At 48.4% G+C, this 19886-nt stretch carries 18 protein-coding genes and 2 pseudogenes; 18 read left to right on the top strand and 2 right to left on the bottom strand.

Annotated features, from left to right (window positions below; all coding sequences use genetic code 11):
- Nucleotides 1-15: 15 nt before the first annotated feature.
- Nucleotides 16-102 (top strand): annotated as a pseudogene (locus tag W01_RS14670) (hypothetical protein); the annotation flags it as partial.
- A 410-nt stretch (nucleotides 103-512) separates the two neighbouring features.
- Here W01_RS14670 and W01_RS06000 read toward each other — a convergent pair.
- Nucleotides 513-1469, bottom strand: coding sequence for an IS1595 family transposase (locus tag W01_RS06000; RefSeq protein ID WP_173052944.1), 957 nt, complete (start codon nucleotides 1467-1469; stop codon nucleotides 513-515).
- Between the two features lie 143 nt (nucleotides 1470-1612).
- On the opposite strand from W01_RS06000, the gene W01_RS14400 reads away from it, so the two are divergent.
- Together W01_RS14400 and W01_RS14395 are read left to right on the top strand one after the other, a co-directional pair.
- A complete protein-coding gene (locus tag W01_RS14400; protein WP_256380133.1) occupies nucleotides 1613-2263 on the top strand; it encodes a dienelactone hydrolase family protein in 651 nt (216 codons plus the stop codon).
- Nucleotides 2191-2460 (top strand): dienelactone hydrolase family protein, encoded by a 270-nt coding sequence (locus W01_RS14395; protein WP_256380132.1) that lies wholly within the window; start codon nucleotides 2191-2193, stop codon nucleotides 2458-2460. Before W01_RS14400 ends, W01_RS14395 begins: the two co-directional genes overlap by 73 nt.
- A 114-nt stretch (nucleotides 2461-2574) precedes the next feature.
- Here W01_RS14395 and W01_RS05990 read toward each other — a convergent pair whose 3' ends face one another.
- Complete coding sequence (locus W01_RS05990; RefSeq protein ID WP_173052942.1) at nucleotides 2575-2754, bottom strand: hypothetical protein; 180 nt, start codon at nucleotides 2752-2754, stop codon at nucleotides 2575-2577.
- Between the two features lie 325 nt (nucleotides 2755-3079).
- Here W01_RS05990 and thrS point away from each other — a divergent pair, with 325 nt between their 5' ends.
- The 15 genes and pseudogenes from thrS to pnp all read left to right on the top strand — a co-directional run bounded on the left by thrS (nucleotide 3080) and on the right by pnp (nucleotide 19830).
- Nucleotides 3080-4993 (top strand): threonine--tRNA ligase, encoded by a 1914-nt coding sequence (gene thrS / locus W01_RS05985; protein ID WP_173052940.1) that lies wholly within the window; start codon nucleotides 3080-3082, stop codon nucleotides 4991-4993.
- A gap of 21 nt (nucleotides 4994-5014) precedes the next feature.
- The gene (gene infC, locus W01_RS05980) at nucleotides 5015-5533 is read left to right on the top strand and encodes a translation initiation factor IF-3 (RefSeq protein ID WP_173055786.1); all 519 of its coding nucleotides are present in this window, start codon (nucleotides 5015-5017) and stop codon (nucleotides 5531-5533) included.
- Nucleotides 5534-5703: 170 nt separating this feature from the next.
- Nucleotides 5704-5901 carry a 50S ribosomal protein L35 gene (gene rpmI / locus W01_RS05975; RefSeq protein ID WP_173052938.1) on the top strand — a complete coding sequence of 66 codons (198 nt, stop codon included), beginning with the start codon at nucleotides 5704-5706 and terminating at the stop codon, nucleotides 5899-5901.
- A gap of 9 nt (nucleotides 5902-5910) precedes the next feature.
- Nucleotides 5911-6270, top strand: coding sequence for a 50S ribosomal protein L20 (gene rplT / locus W01_RS05970; protein WP_173052936.1), 360 nt, complete (start codon nucleotides 5911-5913; stop codon nucleotides 6268-6270).
- A 189-nt stretch (nucleotides 6271-6459) separates the two neighbouring features.
- Entirely contained in the window at nucleotides 6460-7479 is a 1020-nt protein-coding gene (gene pheS, locus W01_RS05965) for a phenylalanine--tRNA ligase subunit alpha (RefSeq protein ID WP_173052934.1), read from the top strand.
- Nucleotide 7480: 1 nt separating this feature from the next.
- A complete protein-coding gene (gene pheT, locus W01_RS05960) occupies nucleotides 7481-9832 on the top strand; it encodes a phenylalanine--tRNA ligase subunit beta (protein ID WP_173052932.1) in 2352 nt (783 codons plus the stop codon).
- Nucleotides 9833-9842: 10 nt separating this feature from the next.
- Nucleotides 9843-10148: an integration host factor subunit alpha gene (locus W01_RS05955; RefSeq protein WP_173052931.1), complete on the top strand. Its 306-nt coding sequence runs from the start codon at nucleotides 9843-9845 to the stop codon at nucleotides 10146-10148.
- A complete protein-coding gene (locus W01_RS05950) occupies nucleotides 10129-10500 on the top strand; it encodes a MerR family transcriptional regulator (protein WP_173052929.1) in 372 nt (123 codons plus the stop codon). Before W01_RS05955 ends, W01_RS05950 begins: the two co-directional genes overlap by 20 nt.
- A 315-nt stretch (nucleotides 10501-10815) precedes the next feature.
- A complete protein-coding gene (rimP, locus tag W01_RS05945) occupies nucleotides 10816-11241 on the top strand; it encodes a ribosome maturation factor RimP (RefSeq protein WP_173052927.1) in 426 nt (141 codons plus the stop codon).
- Nucleotides 11242-11493: 252 nt separating this feature from the next.
- Nucleotides 11494-12966 carry a transcription termination factor NusA gene (gene nusA, locus W01_RS05940; protein WP_173052925.1) on the top strand — a complete coding sequence of 491 codons (1473 nt, stop codon included), beginning with the start codon at nucleotides 11494-11496 and terminating at the stop codon, nucleotides 12964-12966.
- A gap of 249 nt (nucleotides 12967-13215) precedes the next feature.
- Nucleotides 13216-15840 carry a translation initiation factor IF-2 gene (infB, locus tag W01_RS05935; RefSeq protein WP_173052923.1) on the top strand — a complete coding sequence of 875 codons (2625 nt, stop codon included), beginning with the start codon at nucleotides 13216-13218 and terminating at the stop codon, nucleotides 15838-15840.
- Nucleotides 15833-16180: pseudogene (gene rbfA, locus W01_RS05930) on the top strand (30S ribosome-binding factor RbfA); the annotation flags it as partial. The gene infB and the pseudogene rbfA, both read left to right, overlap by 8 nt.
- A 106-nt stretch (nucleotides 16181-16286) precedes the next feature.
- A complete protein-coding gene (truB, locus tag W01_RS05925; protein ID WP_173052919.1) occupies nucleotides 16287-17243 on the top strand; it encodes a tRNA pseudouridine(55) synthase TruB in 957 nt (318 codons plus the stop codon).
- 93 nt (nucleotides 17244-17336) lie between these two features.
- Nucleotides 17337-17606, top strand: a complete 270-nt coding sequence (gene rpsO, locus W01_RS05920) for a 30S ribosomal protein S15 (protein WP_173052917.1) — start codon at nucleotides 17337-17339, stop codon at nucleotides 17604-17606.
- Between the two features lie 112 nt (nucleotides 17607-17718).
- Nucleotides 17719-19830 carry a polyribonucleotide nucleotidyltransferase gene (pnp, locus tag W01_RS05915; RefSeq protein WP_173052915.1) on the top strand — a complete coding sequence of 704 codons (2112 nt, stop codon included), beginning with the start codon at nucleotides 17719-17721 and terminating at the stop codon, nucleotides 19828-19830.
- Nucleotides 19831-19886 lie beyond the last annotated feature (56 nt).

Below are 19886 nucleotides of genomic sequence, written 5' to 3'. Positions count from 1 at the left end.
TATGAACAGTAAGAGAGACAAAATCGTCGGCACAACCAAACCGTTCAAGATTGGCTCCGCGCGGAACGGGAATTAAAGATGGAGCGAAACGATGACAAATAAGCATTCACAACAACATGCTCAAGTTTAGACATTCAGCCCTAATAGGGCTGAAATTGGGCACGTAAAGATATTGACAAAAATGCGTAAAAATCAGTTGACAGAAGGGACGGTTTGTGTGTTCGTGCGCCTTGCACGCGAAGATTTTTAGAGCGTGCAGGACGGTGACCACAAAGAGTCTTTTTGACTCTTATTCGGTGTCCCATGTCCTACGTTCAAACTGTCAGTCTATGCCTGTCAAGATGGATTACGCATCTGCTCACCGTCGTTTCGACGCCCTCCCGCGCAACCTTTGGCGAAATACTCTGCGCCTGCCTGATTTCCCCTGCGGAGTGGGTGACGCGCCATCGCAGCGATCACCCGACGCAAACACTGAACGACTTATTACAAGGCTGTGTTCGCAAATCATGTTGTTAGACCGTTTCACCGATCGCCATAGCCAGCCACTGCTGGGGTTTCGGGCTATTGCCTTTTTCACGGTCAATGGCACGAAACCAGCCGGGATAGTTGGCCAAGTAGCAGGTGGCCACACCGCGAAACTTTTGTACCCAGGCTTTGAGCCGGCTGTGGTAAGCGTTGACATTCTGCACGTGCCAAACACCGTCGACGCGGATGCCTGCTGACAGGTTGACAGCGTGATGCTCGATACCCAATTTACGTGCTGCGCCGGCAAACGCCTTGCTACCGTCGGTACAGAGTACAACCTCTTTCGCCAAGAACGGTTTCAGCGCAACAGACAACGTTGCCATGTCCATTGCCTTCAGCACACAATCCATCGTCGCACCGGCACGATCACGAGCAACCAGTACCGGCACCTGTTCGTGCGAGAGGCCGCGCTGGGTAGCTTTCCCGCCGCGCTTTCGTGCCTTGCGATCCAGACCGCTCCGCTTTCCCTTGAACGACAGCAAAAACATTGTTTCGTCAGCCTCGGCAATGCCAGTCAGTGCCTGCGGCTGGACGGTCTTGGGTACCGCCAGAAAGCGATGCCGCCAGCGGTGTGCGGTGCTGAGGTGAATTCGCAAGGCACGGGCAGTCTCTCGCAGCGTCTGACCGTCGTGCAGTGCCTGCGCCTGGTCAAGCCACTTGCCCCGCTTATGCAACCGGTTCAACGGAGTGCCGGTCAGGGCACTAAACGTCTTGCAGCACTCCCGACAACGATAGCGTTGCAATCCGTTGGCGTGGCCGTTCCGAATCACGTGCATCGACTTACAGTGCGGGCACGTCGCGCCACATGCGAAGCGCCCCTCGATAAGCATAGTCGATGCCGGCTGCGCGTCCAGCGCTGCCAATTCAACCGCTACACGCTTACGCTGAGCGGGCGTCAGTTGCCGTAACGCGGCAGTGATTCGTTTCAACTCCGGCCTTCTCATTCCTGCCTCCTGCATGAACCGGTGCACATGCACCGTGACATACAGTATGCACGTCAGAGTAGCTCACCAGATGAGCTACCAACATGATTTACGAACACAGTCTTTAATTTAATTTAATATGATTGCGGAAGGTTACTATGGACGTGAGACGTAAAACTGCAGAGGATTTTCATCCTGAAGTATTGAAATTATTCGATAAGTACGTACATGGTGATATTTCTCGTAGAGGTTTTTTGCAATCGGTCGCTCAATTCGCAGGTGGCGTCACAGCCTTAAGTTTGCTAGATGCGTTGAATCCACGCTTTGCCGACGCATATCAAGTTGCAAGCAATGATTCACGTATTACGACAAGCTATGTGGAATATTCTTCGCCGCAGAGTTATGGGACATTGCGAGGTTATCTGATGCAGCCTGCCAAAGCCAAAGGTAAATTGCCTGTCGTGTTGGTGGTACATGAGAATCGCGGGCTGAATCCACATATCGAAGATATAGCGCGCCGTCTGGCGCTGGATAATTTTATCGCTTTTGCACCGGATGCGCTGTATCCATTAGGCGGTTACCCAGGGGATGAAGACAAAGCACGAGAACTCTTTTCTAAACTTGATCAGACCAAGACTAAAGAGGATTTTGTTGCTGCGTTTGGTTTTTTGAAAAAGCTTCCCGAAGGCAATGGCAAAGTTGGCGTGGTGGGTTTCTGTTACGGTGGCGGAATAGCCAATTTATGGCGACGCGTCTTCCCGATCTGGATGCCGCCGTCCCCTTTTATGGTGGTCAGCCATCAAATGAAGATGTAGCCAAGATCAGGGCACCGCTGTTGTTGCACTACGCCGAGAAAGACGACCGCATCACAGGTGGATGGCCGAAATATGAGACTGCGCTGAAGGCTGCTGGCGTCAATTATCAAGCGTTCATCTACTCAGGTGTGCAGCATGGTTTCAACAATGACACCACGCCGTGTTACGATGAAGCAGCTGCAAAGCTGGCGTGGTAACGCACAGTCAGCTTCTTTAATATTCATCTGCGCAGGTAATGCAGAGATATTAGTCAGGGCGAATTCAAGATCCAACTACAACAGAAGTGCATTTTGTCCGTGAGTGTTTGTTCATCACATATTTTGTTTTAAACTTGAAATTCGAAATCGCTGGATTCTTGTGCGATCCGCTATAGAAACTACGCCGTATTTGTGGCCTGTTGCTCCCGCCAGTTTTTGAGTATCCGAAATTCCGTTTAATGTGCAAATACTAAATTTAGCAATGGTGGAAGCATCGTGGTCATTGGTTGTCATTTGTTGCACAGTTTAGATTTCTGACAATTTTGGTGAGCTGTGTGAGCAAGTTATCTTCACTTACCAGATAGTCAGATTTTTGTTGGTCAGTCAGTAATTTGGTCAATTAATCCGATGAGGGTGCTTTCCTTGCTTTAGTTATGCTCACTCCTTATTAAAGCCAAGTAGCCATATGACCATATAAACAAAATTATTCACACCCTTAACAAAATATAAATATAATAAATGCGGCTCTGCCGCATTCAGTTTTTTATAGACATTTGACGCAGTTTGTTTGAGTGTGCGAGTACATTACTTTTAATTTTAACTAAATAAATATATAAATATGCCTTGTATTACATTGCCAGATGGCTCGCAACGCAGTTTTGCGCAGCCCGTTACCGTCGCCGAAGTTGCACAGAGTATAGGCGCGGGTTTGGCGCGTGCGGCGTTGGCCGGAAAAGTAGATGGGCATCTGGTTGATACTTCTTATCTTATTGTCGCTGACGCAGCTTTGTCCATCATCACCGATAAGGATGAAGACGGGTTGGAGATTATTCGCCATTCCACTGCACACCTTCTGGCCTACGCAGTTAAGGAGTTATTTCCCGAGGCTCAAGTGACTATTGGCCCGGTGATTGAAAACGGGTTTTACTATGACTTCTCTTATGCACGTCCGTTTACCCCGGATGATTTAGCGGCGCTTGAAAAACGCATGGCTGAATTAGCCAAGCGTGATATTCCGGTAACGCGTACAGAGCTGCCGCGCGATGAAGCGGTAGCCTATTTCAAAAGCATAGGGGAGTATTACAAGGCGGAGATTATCGAATCTATTCCTGTCGAGCAGGTCGTGTCACTTTACACTGAGGGTGATTTCACTGACCTGTGCCGTGGCCCGCATGTGCCGTCCACTGGCAAGCTTAAGGTGTTCAAGTTGATGAAGCTGGCGGGTGCTTATTGGCGCGGCGATTCCAAGAATGAAATGTTGCAGCGCATCTACGGTACGGCTTGGGCAAAAAAGGAAGACTTGGATGCTTATCTTTTCCGCTTGGAAGAAGCGGAAAAGCGCGACCATCGCCGTCTTGGCAAACATCTTGATCTGTTTCACATGCAGGATGAAGCGCCGGGCATGGTGTTCTGGCACCCCAAAGGTTGGGCAGTGTGGCAGGTGATCGAGCAATATATGCGTCGTGTTTATTTTGACAACGGCTATCAGGAAGTGCGTTGCCCACAAATCATTGACCGCGTACTGTGGGAAAAATCGGGCCATTGGGAGCATTTCAAGGCTGGTATGTTCACTACCGAGTCGGAAAAACACGAATACGCCATCAAGCCGATGAACTGTCCCGGCCATATTCAAGTGTTCAATGCCGATCTGCGCTCTTATCGCGAGTTGCCGCTGCGCTATGGAGAGTTCGGCTCATGCCATCGCAACGAACCGTCCGGCGGCTTGCATGGATTGATGCGGGTGCGCGGTTTTGTGCAAGATGACGGCCACATTTTTTGCACCGAAAGTCAGATAGAATCCGAAGTGACGGCCTTTAATGCGCTGGTGCTGAAAGTTTATAAAGATTTCGACTTTCACGATGTGGCGGTGAAGTTGGCGCTACGCCCGGAAGGCAGAGTAGGCTCTGATGAAATTTGGAATAAATCCGAAGAATCCTTGCGCGGTGCTTTGCGCGCTTCCGGCATGTCATGGGTAGAGTTGCCGGGCGAGGGTGCGTTCTATGGTCCGAAGATCGAATTTCATATCAAGGATGCCATTGGCCGCTCCTGGCAGTGCGGTACGATACAAGTGGACTTCTCCATGCCGGGTCGCCTTGGTGCCGAATTTGTCGATGAAGACAATACGCGCAAAGTGCCCGTGATGTTGCACCGCGCGATATTGGGCTCACTCGAACGTTTCATAGGCATTCTGGTGGAAAATCACGCCGGAGCGCTGCCGTTGTGGCTTGCGCCAGTGCAGATGGTGGTGATAAATATCTCGCAGGCGCAGGATGCTTATGCGACTCAGGTTGCGGAAACTTTGCGCGCAGCCGGGTTCCGTGCGCAACTGGATTTGCGCAATGAGAAGATTACCTATAAAATACGCGAACATAGCTTGCAGAAACTTCCTTATCAGCTAATTGTGGGCGATAAGGAAATGGCTGCTGAATTAGTTTCTGTGCGAACCCGAAAAGGTGAGGATCTTGGGCAAATGTCGATGGCGGTGTTATTACAACACCTGCAATTGGAATTGCAAGCGGATAGCACGGTTTAATTTTTTAATGGAGAAACTGCAATAGCTCAGGATAAAGAACAACGCCTTAACGAGCAAATAACAGCACCTCAGGTGCGGCTGGTTGGTGTGGAAGGGGAGCCACTCGGTGTTGTGGCAGTCGCGGAAGCGTTACGCTTAGCTGAAGAGGCAGATTTGGATCTGGTAGAAGTTGCGCCGATGGCGGAGCCGCCCGTTTGCCGTATTATGGACATTGGCAAGTTCAAATATGCTGAAAGCAAGAAGCAGCATGAGGCCAAGCTTAAACAAAAACAGATTCAGATTAAGGAAGTTAAGTTCAGGCCAGGTACGGATGATGGTGATTACAATATCAAATTGCGTAACCTGATTCGATTCCTAGGGGAAGGTGATAAGACCAAAATCACGTTACGTTTTCGTGGACGTGAGATTGCGCATCAGAACATTGGTATGCAAATGATGGAGCGGGTCATGGCTGATCTTGGAGAGCACGGTACCGTGGAACAGTACCCTAAAATGGAAGGCCGTCAGATGGTGATGGTACTGGCGCCGAAGAAAAAATAATTTAATGTGGTAAATTGCGGTTTTTTTGGGCCGATATTTTTGACACTGCTCGGGTTAAGGGACTGGCCAGAGCTGTTTAGCAGCAGTAAACAGTCCCAAATAAGTGATCCCAGGTTCTTAAGTGTTTCTGTCAGAAACCTCCTGGTGTCATCAAATATTAAGGAGTTGTTATGCCTAAAATGAAAACAAAAAGTGGTGCTGCAAAGCGCTTCAAAGTGCGTGCAGGCGGCAGTATCAAGCGCGCACAAGCATTCAAACGCCATATCCTGACCAAAAAGACCACCAAGAGCAAGCGTCAATTGCGTGGTACTACCGAAGTTCACGCAAGCAACACGGCGTCTATTCGCGCCATGATGCCTTACGCATAAGGAGTAAACATGCCAAGAGTTAAACGTGGTGTAACGGCGCGAGCGCGTCATAAGAAAGTTTTGGATCTGGCCAAGGGTTATCGTGGCCGCCGTAAAAATGTCTATCGTATTGCCAAAGAAGCGGTGATGAAAGCTGGGCAATACGCCTATCGTGATCGTCGACAACGTAAGCGCCAGTTCCGTACATTGTGGATTGCACGTATCAATGCAGCGGCACGTGAGCAAGGACTGAGCTACAGTGTGTTTATGAACGGTCTGAAGAAAGCTGCGATTAGCATCGACCGCAAGGTACTGGCCGATATTGCTGTATTTGATAAGCTTGCCTTCATACAGATTGTTGGACAGGCCAAAGCCAGCCTCGGCGTTTAAACGTAAGCTAAACTACATTCAAGAGGCGTTTGGCGCCTCTTTTTTGTTTTTTACAAGGCCGTTCAGGTTATGTGTTTGATTAAAAATTAATTTTTTTGAGCTATTTTCGTGTAATTTGCGATCTCGGTTCGATTACGCCGTTAACCTCTCTGTCTTCCTTGTCAGGTAGATACATAATAAATAATTGTCATGCAAGAACTTGAGAAAATTCTCGACGAAGCACTAAAACAGTTTGCCGCAATTGAACAGGCAGCGGAATTGGAGCAAGTTAAGGCACGTTATCTGGGTAAAGAAGGTCGTTTGACTGTGTTGTTGAAAGGTCTCGGTAAATTGTCCGCCGAAGAGCGCCCAGCAGCAGGCGTTCGGATCAATCAGGTCAAGCAGGGGATCGAAAGTGCCTTGCAGCAAAGACGCGAAGCTCTGCAGTATAATCAGCTACAGCTTAAACTTAAGGCAGAGGCATTGGATGTTACCCTGCCGGGTAGAGGGTTGGGCTGTGGTGGGTTGCATCCGGTCACGCGCACGCTTGAGCGCATTGAGAGCCTGTTTCATTCACTTGGTTTTACTGTTGCATCGGGTCCGGAAATCGAGAGCGATTTTTATAACTTCACAGCGCTCAATATTCCAGAAAACCACCCGGCGCGTGCTATGCATGACACGTTTTACGTCGACCAAAAACATGTATTGCGTACCCACACTTCACCGGTGCAGATCCGTTATATGGAAAATAATGCACCGCCACTGAAAATTATTGCGCCGGGGCGGGTGTACCGCTGCGATTCGGATGTGACCCATTCGCCCATGTTTCATCAGGTGGAAGGCCTGTGGATTGATGAGGATGTGAATTTCTCTATGCTAAAGGGTGTGCTGTCGAATTTTATGCAATGTTTCTTCGAGCGTGATGATCTACAGGTTCGCTTTCGTCCCTCGTTCTTTCCATTTACCGAGCCGTCGGCAGAGATGGACATCCAGTGTGTGCAGTGCAATGGCAAGGGGTGTCGCGTGTGTAGCCATACTGGCTGGCTGGAGGTGTTAGGGAGTGGTATGGTGCATCCGAATGTGCTGCAACATGTCAATATCGATAGCGAAAAATATTTGGGTTTTGCCTTCGGCCTTGGGGTTGAACGCTTGGCGATGTTGCGCTATAGCGTGGCAGATTTACGCCTGTTCTATGAAGGTGATTTACAATTTTTGAAGCAATTCAACTAGCATGAAATTTTCCGAGAATTGGTTAAGATCCTGGATTAATCCCGAATTTTCCAGTCATGAGCTGGCTCATGCGTTGACCATGGCTGGGCTGGAAGTGGAAGCGCTGGAATCAGTCGCGCCTGTATTCAACAATGTAGTAGTGGCGGAAGTATTGGCGGTGATCAAACATCCCAATGCGGATCGGCTCAGTGTGTGTCAAGTCAATGTGGGCGAGGCTGCGCCGCTGAGTATTGTTTGCGGCGCACCCAATGTTGCCGTTGGTATAAAAGTACCTTGCGCCCGCATCGGCGCGGTATTGCCAGGTGATTTTGTTATAAAGCAAGCCAAGGTGCGCAACGTCGATTCCTTCGGTATGTTGTGTTCTGCCAGTGAATTGGGATTGGCTGAAGAAAGCCAGGGTCTATGGTTGTTGCCTGAGGATGCGCCGGTGGGGAGGGGGCTACGAGAATATCTAGAATTAGACGATATGCTATTTACTTTGAAGCTTACACCTAACCGTAGTGATTGCTTAAGCATGGTGGGCGTGGCGCGTGAAGTGGCAGCGATTACCGGCGGCACATTAAATACGTTGCAGGTTGATCCCGTTCCGTCGAGTTTGACTGAAACTTTAGTGGTAAACATTGATGCCTCCGAAGCTTGCCAATTATATTGCGGCCGCATCGTGCGCAGTGTGAATTCCGCTGCTACGACGCCATCATGGATGATGCGCCGTCTGGAGCGCGGCGGGCTGCGCAGTATCAATGCGGTGGTAGACATTACCAATTACGTCATGCTCGAACTTGGTCAGCCCCTCCATGCCTTCGACTTGGCAAAAATTGCTGGTGGCATTACAGTGCGCTATGCGCGAGCAGATGAGGAATTGACTTTGCTCAATGGACAAAACGTCCTGTTGCAGGATGATATGCTGGTGGTTGCAGATGATACGCGATTGCTGGCATTGGCTGGAATTATGGGCGGCGTGGCAAGCAGTGTGGAAACAGCTACTCGTGATGTCTTTCTGGAGAGTGCCTTCTTTGTACCCGATGCAATTGTTGGAAAGGCGCGTAGATTGACCCTTTCCACTGATTCTTCATATCGTTTTGAGCGCGGTGTAGATTTTGCCGCGACATGCATGGCATTGGAGCGTGCAACGCAATTATTGCTGGAGATTTGTGGTGGGCAAGCTGGTGTGGTTAGCGAGGTGCGTGGGAAATTGCCAGCACGCGATGCGATAATGTTACGCACAAGTCGAGTAAAACGCGTATTGGGTATTATGCTGGATCCTGCCCAAATCACTGCCCTGTTGCAGCGCTTGCAATTTAAATTTGAACAGCATGGTGATGATTTCCATGTGGCACCGCCTAGCTATCGTTTTGACCTGTCATTGGAAGTAGACTTGATCGAGGAAATCGCCCGAATAGCTGGTTACGATAACATTCCGGCACAGCCACCACAAACCGCAGTTATTATGGTGCCGCAAACAGAAACACAACGTTCAGTGTCTTGTTTGCGTCAAATCTTAGTGGCACGTGACTACCAGGAAACAATCAGTTATGCTTTTCTTGATGCAGCGGTCGAGCGTGATTTGTATGCTAATACTACGCCCGTTACCTTGAAAAATCCTATTTCCAGTCAATTGGCGGTAATGCGTAGCAGTCTTTTAGGTGGTTTGATCGGTGCTTTGCGTATAAACTTTGTACGTAAACAATCGCGTGTGCGTTTGTTTGAAGTAGGAGTATGTTTTACAGGTGACAATCATGCTCAACGTGAGCGGTTCGCCGGATTGTGTTATGGCACACAGCTTCCTGAACAATGGGGGACGGCGGCGCGTAGCGTGGATTTTTACGATGTAAAGGCAGATGTAGAAGCGCTGTTTGCTCCAGCGCTATTAAGTTTTATAGCATCACCGCATCCTGCCTCCTACCCTGGGCGTTCGGCACAAATCTTGCTGCATGGACAGGTAGTGGGTTGGATAGGAGAGTTGCATCCGAAGTGGTTGCAGCAGTATGGAATTTCACAGGCAGTGGTGTGGTTTGAGGTTGAGCTTGATGCTTTGATATCCACCAATGTACCACATGCCAGCGAGATTTCTAAATTTCCGCCAGTGCGTCGCGATCTTGCCGTAGTCGTGGATGAAAGTGTGACGGTTCAATCTTTATTGGACGCTATGCTAGGTAGCAATACCACTTATGTGGCAGAACTTGCGCTGTTTGATCTGTATCGTGGTAAAGGTGTGGGGGATGGAAAAAAAAGCCTTGCTTTCCGTGTGTTATTGCAAGATACTCAAAAAACATTAATTGATAGTGAAATTGAACTAAGTATCGCGCGCTTGACTGCGGTTTTGCAACAACATGGTGCGCAGGTGCGTATATAAGGGGTGATCAATGACATTGACCAAAGCAGAGCTCGCGGATCTACTGTTTGAGAAAGTTGGTTTGAATAAGCGTGAAGCCAAAGATATGGTTGAGTCCTATTTCGAGGAAATTCGTGCTCAACTGGAACATGGTGAAAGTGTCAAGTTGTCCGGTTTCGGCAATTTTCAGCTACGTGATAAACCTCAGCGTCCTGGGCGCAACCCTAAGACAGGGGAAGATATCCCCATAACGGCACGTCGTGTAGTCACTTTTCATCCCAGCCAGAAACTCAAGAGTATGGTGGAGATGAACTATCATGGAAAACTACAAGCTTAATTCCGTCTTGCCATTGATTCCGGCGAAGCGGTATTTCACCATTGGTGAAGTAAGTGACTTGTGCGGGGTGAAGGCGCATGTATTGCGTTATTGGGAGCAAGAGTTTACCCAACTTAAGCCAGTAAAACGAGGTGGTAATCGACGCTACTACCAGCATCATGAGGTTTTACTCATACGTCGTATCAGGCAATTGCTGTATGAAGAGGGTTTCACGATCAGTGGAGCTCGTGGTCGCCTCAATAGCTTTATCGAGCAACGGGTAGAAGATTCACAGCCAAAACTACATCAAACATCCGCTAATTGGTCTGAATTACGCCGCGAAATCCGTGAAATACTCGCTCTGCTAATCTAGTTCGGACTTGTCGGATTGTTAGTTTACGAAGTGTTAGCAGTTTGTGTTGAATGACGATTGAATTCATGGATTGAAGTAATCTATTGCATAAATTCTGCGTTTCTTATGATGTTCTCCATTGAAATACTCTCTGTAGATTACTCGACGTAAAAATTACATCATTAGTTAATGATGAGATAGTCAAATAATTGATCACACAAAACCCTGTAGAATAGTAATATAGTGAGGTCAATTTCCACTAATAGATTATTTTTGCTATAATCCGTGCAGTTTTCCAGATGGGCCTAGGCCCATTTTTTATTTGTGGGCATGATTATGGATGTGGCGAGATTGGTGGAAACGACGGTGACTGGCTTGGGGTATGAGTTGGTTGACTTTGAATTATCTGGTAGAGGCTTGATGCGAGTACTTCTCGATCAGGCAACGGGAATTACGGTGCAAGATTGTGAATTAGTCAGTCACCAGTTGACTCGCTTGTTTGCAGTAGAGGGGGTGAATTACGGGCGCCTTGAAGTCTCATCTCCGGGGTTGGATCGGCCGATCAAAAAGGAAGCAGATTTTATACGTTTTCGCGGCCAGAAGGCGCAGTTAAAATTGCGCATCCCGTTGGCAGGTCGTAAGAATTTTATCGGCATTCTCGGTAGTCTTGAGAATGGTGTATTACAGTTAGATGTGGATGACAAGCAGGTGTTGATCGAGTTATCGAATTTGGATAAGGCGCATTTAGTGCCTACATTTTAATATTATGACCGTTTGCTTGTGGCGAAAGATTTGCTTAAACCGAATGCTTTTAAATTCGCTTTACGCGTTATGCATAAAAAAGTTATGTTTGTTTGGCCCCGCAAGGTGAAAGAGCAGGATGGCTATATATCCATCTGGCTTACATAAACCATCTGGCTTACATAAAATTTAACATAGTAAATATTTTAAGTATAAAAAATAAGCGAGTGAGCGCGTTAGTTTAAAAAACATTCGGGTTGGTTGGAGGCAGTGATGAGTCGTGAAGTTTTATTGTTAGTTGATGCCTTGGCGCGTGAAAAAAACGTGGATAAGGGAATCGTGTTTGGTGCGCTGGAGTCTGCTTTGGCGTCTGCAACCAAGAAGCGTTTCGTCGAGGAGTCTGATGTACGTGTCAGTATTGACCGTAACACGGGTGAGTATGTGTCATTTCGTTGCTGGCAGGTGATGGATGATGAAACTTTCGAAACGCCTGATCTGCACGTCAAACTTAGCGAGGCTCGGAAACGTAATCCGAATATCCAGTTGGAAGAGTTTATTGAAGAGCCTTTGGAGTCCATTGACTTTGGACGTATAGGTGCACAAGCAGCTAAACAGGTGATCTTTCAGAAAATCCGTGACGCTGAGCGCGAACAGATTCTAAATGATTTCATGGAGCGAAAGGAGCATTTGGTATCCGGTACCGTGAAGCGTATCGAGCGTGGCAATGCCATTATTGAGTTTGGTAAAATTGAAGCGCTGCTGCCACGTGATCAGATGATTCCAAAGGAAAATATGCGCGTTGGAGATCGTGTACGCGCCTATTTGTTGCGTGTGGATCGTTCAATACGGGGACCACAAATTACCCTGTCGCGCATCACGCCTGAATTCTTGATTAAATTGTTTGAACTTGAAGTTCCGGAAGTTGAGGAGGGACTGCTGGAGATAATTAGTGCTGCGCGCGATCCAGGTGTTCGCGCAAAGATATCGGTGCGCTCCCATGATAAGAGGATAGATCCTATTGGCACTTGCGTGGGCATGCGTGGTTCACGTGTGCAGGCTGTAACCAATGAGTTGGCGGGCGAGCGTGTGGACATTGTATTGTGGTCGGAAGACCCTGCTACCAGTGTAATTAATGCCTTGGCCCCGGCTGACGTGACCAGTATTATGGTAGATGAAGACAATCACAGCATGGATGTGGTAGTTGAGGAAGAAAATCTTGCGCAGGCTATTGGTCGAAATGGGCAGAATGTACGTCTGGCCAGTGAGTTGACCGGATGGGAACTTAATATCATGACGATGGAAGAGTCCAGCCAGAAGAATGAGCAGGAATTTTCCAAGGTGCGTGATTTATTCATGGACAAGCTCGATGTGGATGCAGAAGTGGCGGATATTCTAGTCCAGGAAGGTTTTAATACACTAGAGGAAGTGGCTTATGTGCCACTGAATGAAATGCTGGAAATCGAATCACTGGATGAGGCCACAGTGAACGAGTTGCGTAGCCGTGCGCGTAATGCTCTGCTGACTGCAGCAATTGTCAACGAAGAGCTGGTGGGGCATAACATTGAGGACTTAGTTAAACTTGAGGGTATGGACGAGCAAACCGCGCGCGTTCTAGCAAGCAAGGGTATCGGCACACAGGAACAACTTGCTGATTTGGCCGTGGACGAACTGGTTGAGCAGGCAGGCGTAGATGAAGAACGCGCAAATCGGTTAATTATGGCAGCACGCGCTCCTTGGTTTGTTTAAGGTGGAGTTGATTGAGAATAATTATATTAACCCGAACGATCCATAAGTTTGCATGATATATATCCCATATATTATTAAATATACAAATTCTGTAAAGGGTCAATGTGGTCATTTATGTATATTCGATTGAACAAAACCTTGCTTGGCAAAGACTAGCGAGGGCATAAATTATTTAAATCGGTTCTGGCTAGCTGTTTCTGTTGAGTATTGAGGGCTATAAGTCTCAAATTTTGGGGTTAAGGGGTAGTGATGGGAAAAATGAATGTAGCGCAATTTGCTGGCGAGCTCAGCTTGCCGGTTGGATTGCTGCTTGAACAACTACAGGCGGCCGGGATTGCCAAACAGCAGGAATCAGACAGCATATCGGAGCAGGATAAGGCGCAGTTGCTGGAGCATCTGCACAGTACGCATGGTAGTGGCAGTGCTAAAAATAAAAAAATTACATTGACTCGCCGTGAAACCACGGAGATCAAGAAGGCAGATAGCACAGGCAGGGCGCGCACCATTCAAGTCGAAGTGCGCAAGAAGCGCGTGGTTGCACCAATCACAGCTTCCCAGATAGAACAACCAGTTGTTGTTGTAGCAAAAATCACCACGCAGCCTGTGTTAAAGACCTCAAAAGTGGAAATATTAGGCGAGCAGGAAATTGCTCTGCGTACTGAAGAAGCACGTAATCAGGCAGAATTAGCTTCGCGTCAAGCCGCCGAAGTTCAAGCTAAGAAAGAACACGCTAAACGCAAAGCGGCGCCCGTTGTCGAACCCGTGGTGCCGCCCGTTAAAGAGCCAGAAACGAATGTAGTTTCAATTGCTGAAGTAGCGGCAATCCCTGTTGCTAAACCTGATTTGGCCGAAGGTACGTTGCATAAGCCTATGCCCAAGCCTGGTGATAAGGTTGTTCGGCCTGCGGCCAAAAAAGGTGTTAAAGCCGCTGCTCCAGATAAAGTCAGTCCATGGACCGAGGCTGGTCATAAAAAACGCACACCAGCCGTCATTGATGCGCGACCTGGCGGTTGGACGGCTGGCCGTGGAAGCGTTAGCCCACGCCATCATGCCAAGCATGTCAAGCAAGAAGAAACCGCTCAGCACGCTTTCTCTTTGCCGACGGAACCAGTTGTGCATGAGGTTATGGTGCCAGAGACAATTAGTGTCGCTGAATTGGCACAGAAAATGTCAATCAAAGCCATCGAAATTATCAAGGCACTAATGAAACTGGGCTCCATGGTGACCATTAATCAGGTGCTGGATCAAGAAACCGCGATGATTGTGGTGGAAGAATTGGGGCATATTGCCAAGCCAGCCAAGGCGGATGATCCTAGTGCTTATCTGACAGAATCTGAAGAGCACAAGAATGCTCCTCTCGAGCCGCGCGCTCCGGTAGTTACCGTGATGGGCCACGTTGATCATGGTAAGACTTCGTTGCTAGATTATATCCGTCGAACCCGTGTGGCCAGCGGCGAAGCAGGCGGCATCACGCAGCACATCGGCGCTTATCATGTGAATACGCCGCGCGGCATGGTTACTTTTCTTGATACACCGGGCCATGAGGCATTTACGGCAATGAGGGCACGTGGTTCGAAAGTAACGGACATTGTGATTTTAGTGGTGGCAGCCGACGATGGTGTAATGCCGCAGACCAAAGAGGCAATCCACCATGCCAAGGCAGCCAACGTACCCATCGTAGTGGCGGTGACTAAGATTGATAAGCCTGATGCCAATTCCGAGCGCGTAAAACAAGAATTGGTTGCAGAGGGTGTGGTACCGGAAGACTGGGGCGGTGACACTATGTTTGTTGAAGTGTCTGCAAAGAATGGGTTGGGTATCGACTCCTTGTTGGAAAGCGTGTTACTGCAAGCTGAATTGCTGCAACTCACTGCACCCAAGCTAAGCTTGGCTAAGGGCATTGTGATTGAAGCTAGGTTGGACAAGGGCAAGGGGCCAGTGGCGACCATACTGGTACAGTCTGGCACCTTGAAGCGAGGGGATGCAGTGCTAGTCGGCGTAGTATCCGGACGCGTGCGTGCCATGCTGGATGAGAATGGTAAGGCAATAAATGAGGCAGGGCCGTCAATTCCAGTGGAGATTCAGGGGCTATCCGAAGTGCCTGTGGCGGGTGAAAGTGTGCTAGTGCTTTCGGATGAGAAGAAAGCACGTGAAATTGCTTTGTTTCGTCAAGGCAAGTTCCGTGCTGTGAAATTAGCCAAGCAGCAGGCCGCTACGCTGGAAAATATGTTCGAACAGATGGCAGAAGGCGAAGTGCGTATGTTGCCATTGATTATCAAGACCGATGTGCAGGGTTCTTGTGAAGCTATTGCACATGCCCTGCAAAAATTATCTAACGATGAAGTCAAAGTTAACCTAATTCATAGTGCCGTGGGCGCGATCAGCGAATCCGACATTAATTTGGCGCTGGCTTCTAAGGCAATCGCGATTGGTTTTAATGCCCGTGCCGATGTAGCTGCGCGTAAGTTGGCGGAATCTGCGGGCGTAGATGTGCGTTACTACAATGTTATCTACGAAATGGTAGATGATATTAAAGCGGCTCTGTCAGGTATGCGGGCTCCGGAAAAGAAGGAAGTTATCCTTGGTATGGTGGAAGTACGTCAGGTGTTCGTCATCTCCAAGATTGGTACTGTGGTCGGTTGCTACGTAACTAATGGCATAATCAAGCGTAATGCGCAGATACGAGTGCTGCACAACAATGTAGTTATTCATACTGGTGAACTGGATTCCTTGAAACGCTTTAAGGATGATGTTAAAGAAGTGCGATCGAATTTCGAATGCGGTTTATCGTTGCGTAATTTTAATGACCTTGAAGTGGGCGATCAGCTTGAAGTATTTGAAATAATCGAAGTGGCACGCTCTTTAAATGCCTAAAGGTTATGCTAGAACAGACCGGATAGCCGAGCAGATTCAGCGCGAGGTGGCTCAACTGTTGCGCCTCGATGTGAAAGATCCGCGCGTGCGCATGATTACTCTCACAGGCGTTGAGGTAACCAAAGATTATTCCCACGCCAAGGTGTTCTACACGACCCTGGATGGCGTAAGCGATGCAGTTCAGCAAGGGTTGGAGCATGCAAGTGGTTATTTGCGTAGCCAACTCGCCCATTCGATGAAGCTGCGCATCATGCCGCAACTGCATTTTGTTTACGACCCGTCGATTGAACGCGGCACGCATTTATCGCAGCTGATTGATCAAGCGGTTGCCAGCGACAAAATATTAAGTAGCTCTTCCGAAGCTCCTTTGAGCGGCTTGTCAAAGGAGGGCGAAATCGACCACCCTCCTGACAAGGAGGTAGCGAAGGACATTTCGAGAAGATAATATGACCCGCATAATGCGTTCATTGGACGGCGTTTTGTTGTTCGACAAGCCGCTAGGACTCAGTTCTAATATCGCTTTGCAAAAGGTACGCCGCCTGTTTGAGGCAGAAAAGGCGGGGCATACTGGTACGCTGGATCCCTTGGCGACTGGCCTGTTACCTGTTTGTTTTGGCGAGGCTACTAAGTTTACTAGCTCATTGCTGGAGGCGGACAAAACTTATTGTGCATTGATTCGGCTTGGTCAAACCACTACCACAGGTGATGCCGAGGGCGAAATTACCAATACCTATGCTGTAGAGTTGGATCAAGCACAGGTATGCGCGGTGTTACGCAGTTTTATCGGTGAAATTCAGCAGATGCCGCCTATGCATAGCGCCATCAAACATCAGGGAAAACCACTGTATGAGTACATTCGCAAGGGCGAAACTGTAATACGGGCGAGCCGTAGTGTGATCATTCACGAGCTGATATTGGAGCGCTTCGCTGGTGACGAGATGGAGATTACAGTGCGTTGCAGTAAGGGCACATACGTGCGCACGCTGGCCGAGGATATTGGGTTGGCTTTGGGGTGTGGTGCGCACCTACAAGGATTACGGCGTACAGCGATTGGCCGATTCGGTCTTGAAAGTGCGCATAATTTGGCGCAGATGGAGTCGGTAAGCATGCTAGAACGAGAGGCATACATGTTACCGCTAGATAGTTTGCTGCAGGATCTGCCGGTACTTGATCTGGATGCGGTGCAGGTGACCCGTATTGCTCAGGGGCAGCGGCTTGTCATTGAAGCAGCATTGCTGGACGGCAAAGTTCGACTATACGGAGCAGGGTCCTTCATTGGAGTAGCCGATCTTATGGAACAGCGACTGACCCCAGTAAGATTGTTGTCCAGCGTGGCTAAAAGCGCCGCTTGCATAGAATTAGGTTGCGGCTCTATTAAAGGTATTTCTGATAGAGATGCTTGAGAAAATAAATCGTTCTTGTCCGAATAGACTTGAGTAACCGCCGCATTCGAGAGTAAAATGCGGCACTTTTTTATTTAGTGGAGTGTGAATATTATGTCTATTACGGCAGCGCAAAAAGCGCAAATTGTGACTGATTACCAACGAATTAAAGGTGATACTGGCTCACCAGAAGTACAGGTTGCACTGATGACTGCTCGTATTAACTACTTGACTGGTCATTTTAAGGAACACATAAAGGATCACCATTCTCGTCGTGGCCTGTTGCGATTGGTGAGTCGTCGCCGCAAGCTCTTGGATTATCTTAAGGGCAAGAATGAGGGCAGCTACCGTGCATTGATTCAGCGTTTGGAATTACGCAAGTAATATATATTAAGTGGGTCGCAGATGCGACCCACGTTGTTTTGGGCGATTTTATCCCAATTATGGCTTTACTCCATGGCGCATTTGCGCCACGTTATGCACAGAGAGGCGTACTTTGAGTCACTACAAGAAAACATTAGCGTATGGCAATCATCAACTCACCTTAGAAACCGGGGAAATCGCACGTCAGGCTAGTGGAGCAGTCGTTGTCAGTCTGGATGATACGGTTGTGCTGGTTACCGTGGTAGGCAGAAAAGATGCTAAACCGGATCAAGACTTTTTCCCTTTGACTGTGGATTATCAGGAACGTACCTATGCTGCAGGCAAGATTCCAGGCGGTTTCTTTCGACGTGAAGGACGTCCTAGCGAAAAGGAAGTCTTGACGTCTCGTTTAATCGATCGTCCATTACGCCCGCTGTTTCCGGAAGGTTTTTATAATGAAGTGCAAATCGTTGCTACGGTGATATCTTCCGATAATCAGATTGATTCTGATATTCCTGCCATGATTGGTGCCTCTGCGGCCTTGGCGTTGTCTGGAATTCCGTTTGATGGCCCTATAGGCGCGGCGCGTGTCGGCTATCTTAACGGTGAATATGTACTCAACCCGACTGCAGAGCAGCTTACTCTATCCAAGATGGATCTAGTAGTTGCTGGTACGGAACAGGCGGTTTTGATGGTGGAGTCAGAAGCACAAGAATTACCTGAAGACATCATGTTGGGCGCGGTCATGTTTGGCCACCAGCAAATGCAAGCGGTGATTCAGGCAATTATCGAAATGGCGGATGCAGTTGGTGCACCGGATTGGGATTGGAATCCGCCTGTTCATGACATTGTGTTGAGCTCAAAAATTACCGAACTAGCTGAAAATAGCTTACAGCAAGCTTATGCCGTACGCGAGAAACAGGCGCGCACCAATCAGGTGGACGCGATTCGTACGCAAGTTCTGGAAGCCGTGTCTGCATCGGAAAATGGTTCAGTGCCAAAAAATCATTTTAATGATCTGTTCCAAACACTGGAATCTAAAATTGTGCGCAGCCAGATACTAAGCGGTGAACCTCGGATCGACGGGCGTGACACACGTACCGTGCGTCCAATTACCATACGCACTGGCGTATTACCACGCACGCATGGTTCAGCCCTGTTTACCCGTGGTGAAACGCAGGCACTAGTGGTGGCCACCCTAGGCACTGCGCGCGATGCGCAGAAAATCGATGCGTTGCAAGGTGAATATTCGGATCGCTTCATGCTTCATTATAATTTCCCCCCATATTCCACCGGCGAAACGGGTCGTGTCGGCACACCAAAGCGACGTGAAATTGGTCATGGTCGTTTGGCAAAGCGTGCTCTAGTCGCAACGTTGCCGAGTGAGGAAGAGTTCGGATATTCCATTCGCGTGGTTTCTGAAATCACTGAGTCGAATGGATCCAGTTCAATGGCCTCAGTATGTGGCGGCTGTTTGGCTATGATGGATGCCGGTGTGCCAGTCAAGACTCATGTGGCAGGTATTGCCATGGGTTTGATTAAAGAAGGTAATCGTTTTGCTGTACTGACCGACATTCTTGGCGACGAAGATTATCTGGGTGACATGGATTTCAAGGTGGCGGGGTCAGAACAGGGTATTACTGCACTGCAAATGGACATCAAGATCAACGGAATAACGAGTGAAATTATGCAAGTTGCGTTGAGTCAAGCGCGCGAAGGGCGCTTGCATATTCTTGGTATCATGAAACAGGCTATGCCTACGGTACGTGAAGAGGTGTCGGCACATGCGCCACGCATGATTAAAATCAAGATCAACCCGGAGAAAATTCGTGATGTGATTGGCAAGGGCGGTGCTGTGATACGCGCGTTAACTGAGGAAACGGGTACCACTATCGATATCGACGATGAAGGTAACGTAACTATTGCCAGTATTAGCGGTGAAGGTGGAATGTTAGCAAAAAAACGTATCGAGGATATTGTAGCGGAAGTTGAGGTAGGCAAAATTTATGAAGGCCCGGTTGTTAAACTGTTGGATTTTGGTGCGATTGTGAATATCATGCCTGGGAAAGATGGTTTGCTTCACATCTCGCAAATTTCAAATGAGCGGATTAACGTTGTGTCGGATGTTCTGAAAGAAGGTCAGATTGTAAAAGTCAAAGTGCTGGAGGCTGATGAGAAAGGACGCTTGCGCTTGAGTATGAAGGCTCTTATTGTGCCAGAGCCTGGAGTTCCTGTTTCAGAGTAAAAATTGAAAACATAGTGCACTACAAAATAGTGCAATAAAAAAGCCCCTGGTATGGG

This window comes from Candidatus Nitrotoga sp. AM1P (genome assembly GCF_013168275.1).
In the GTDB taxonomy this organism is placed as follows: Bacteria; Pseudomonadota; Gammaproteobacteria; order Burkholderiales; family Gallionellaceae; genus Nitrotoga.
This window is presented reverse-complemented; position numbering and strand designations above follow the sequence as displayed.

Coding starts and splice junctions, on each gene's coding strand:
- W01_RS06000 (WP_173052944.1), bottom strand. CDS start 1,469: ATGAGAAGGCCGGAGTTGAAACGAATCACTGCCGCGTTACGGCAACTG.
- W01_RS14395 (WP_256380132.1), top strand. CDS start 2,191: ATGGCGACGCGTCTTCCCGATCTGGATGCCGCCGTCCCCTTTTATGGT.
- W01_RS05990 (WP_173052942.1), bottom strand. CDS start 2,754: ATGACAACCAATGACCACGATGCTTCCACCATTGCTAAATTTAGTATT.
- thrS (WP_173052940.1), top strand. CDS start 3,080: ATGCCTTGTATTACATTGCCAGATGGCTCGCAACGCAGTTTTGCGCAG.
- rpmI (WP_173052938.1), top strand. CDS start 5,704: ATGCCTAAAATGAAAACAAAAAGTGGTGCTGCAAAGCGCTTCAAAGTG.
- rplT (WP_173052936.1), top strand. CDS start 5,911: ATGCCAAGAGTTAAACGTGGTGTAACGGCGCGAGCGCGTCATAAGAAA.
- pheS (WP_173052934.1), top strand. CDS start 6,460: ATGCAAGAACTTGAGAAAATTCTCGACGAAGCACTAAAACAGTTTGCC.
- pheT (WP_173052932.1), top strand. CDS start 7,481: ATGAAATTTTCCGAGAATTGGTTAAGATCCTGGATTAATCCCGAATTT.
- W01_RS05955 (WP_173052931.1), top strand. CDS start 9,843: ATGACATTGACCAAAGCAGAGCTCGCGGATCTACTGTTTGAGAAAGTT.
- W01_RS05950 (WP_173052929.1), top strand. CDS start 10,129: ATGGAAAACTACAAGCTTAATTCCGTCTTGCCATTGATTCCGGCGAAG.
- rimP (WP_173052927.1), top strand. CDS start 10,816: ATGGATGTGGCGAGATTGGTGGAAACGACGGTGACTGGCTTGGGGTAT.
- nusA (WP_173052925.1), top strand. CDS start 11,494: ATGAGTCGTGAAGTTTTATTGTTAGTTGATGCCTTGGCGCGTGAAAAA.
- infB (WP_173052923.1), top strand. CDS start 13,216: ATGGGAAAAATGAATGTAGCGCAATTTGCTGGCGAGCTCAGCTTGCCG.
- truB (WP_173052919.1), top strand. CDS start 16,287: ATGACCCGCATAATGCGTTCATTGGACGGCGTTTTGTTGTTCGACAAG.
- rpsO (WP_173052917.1), top strand. CDS start 17,337: ATGTCTATTACGGCAGCGCAAAAAGCGCAAATTGTGACTGATTACCAA.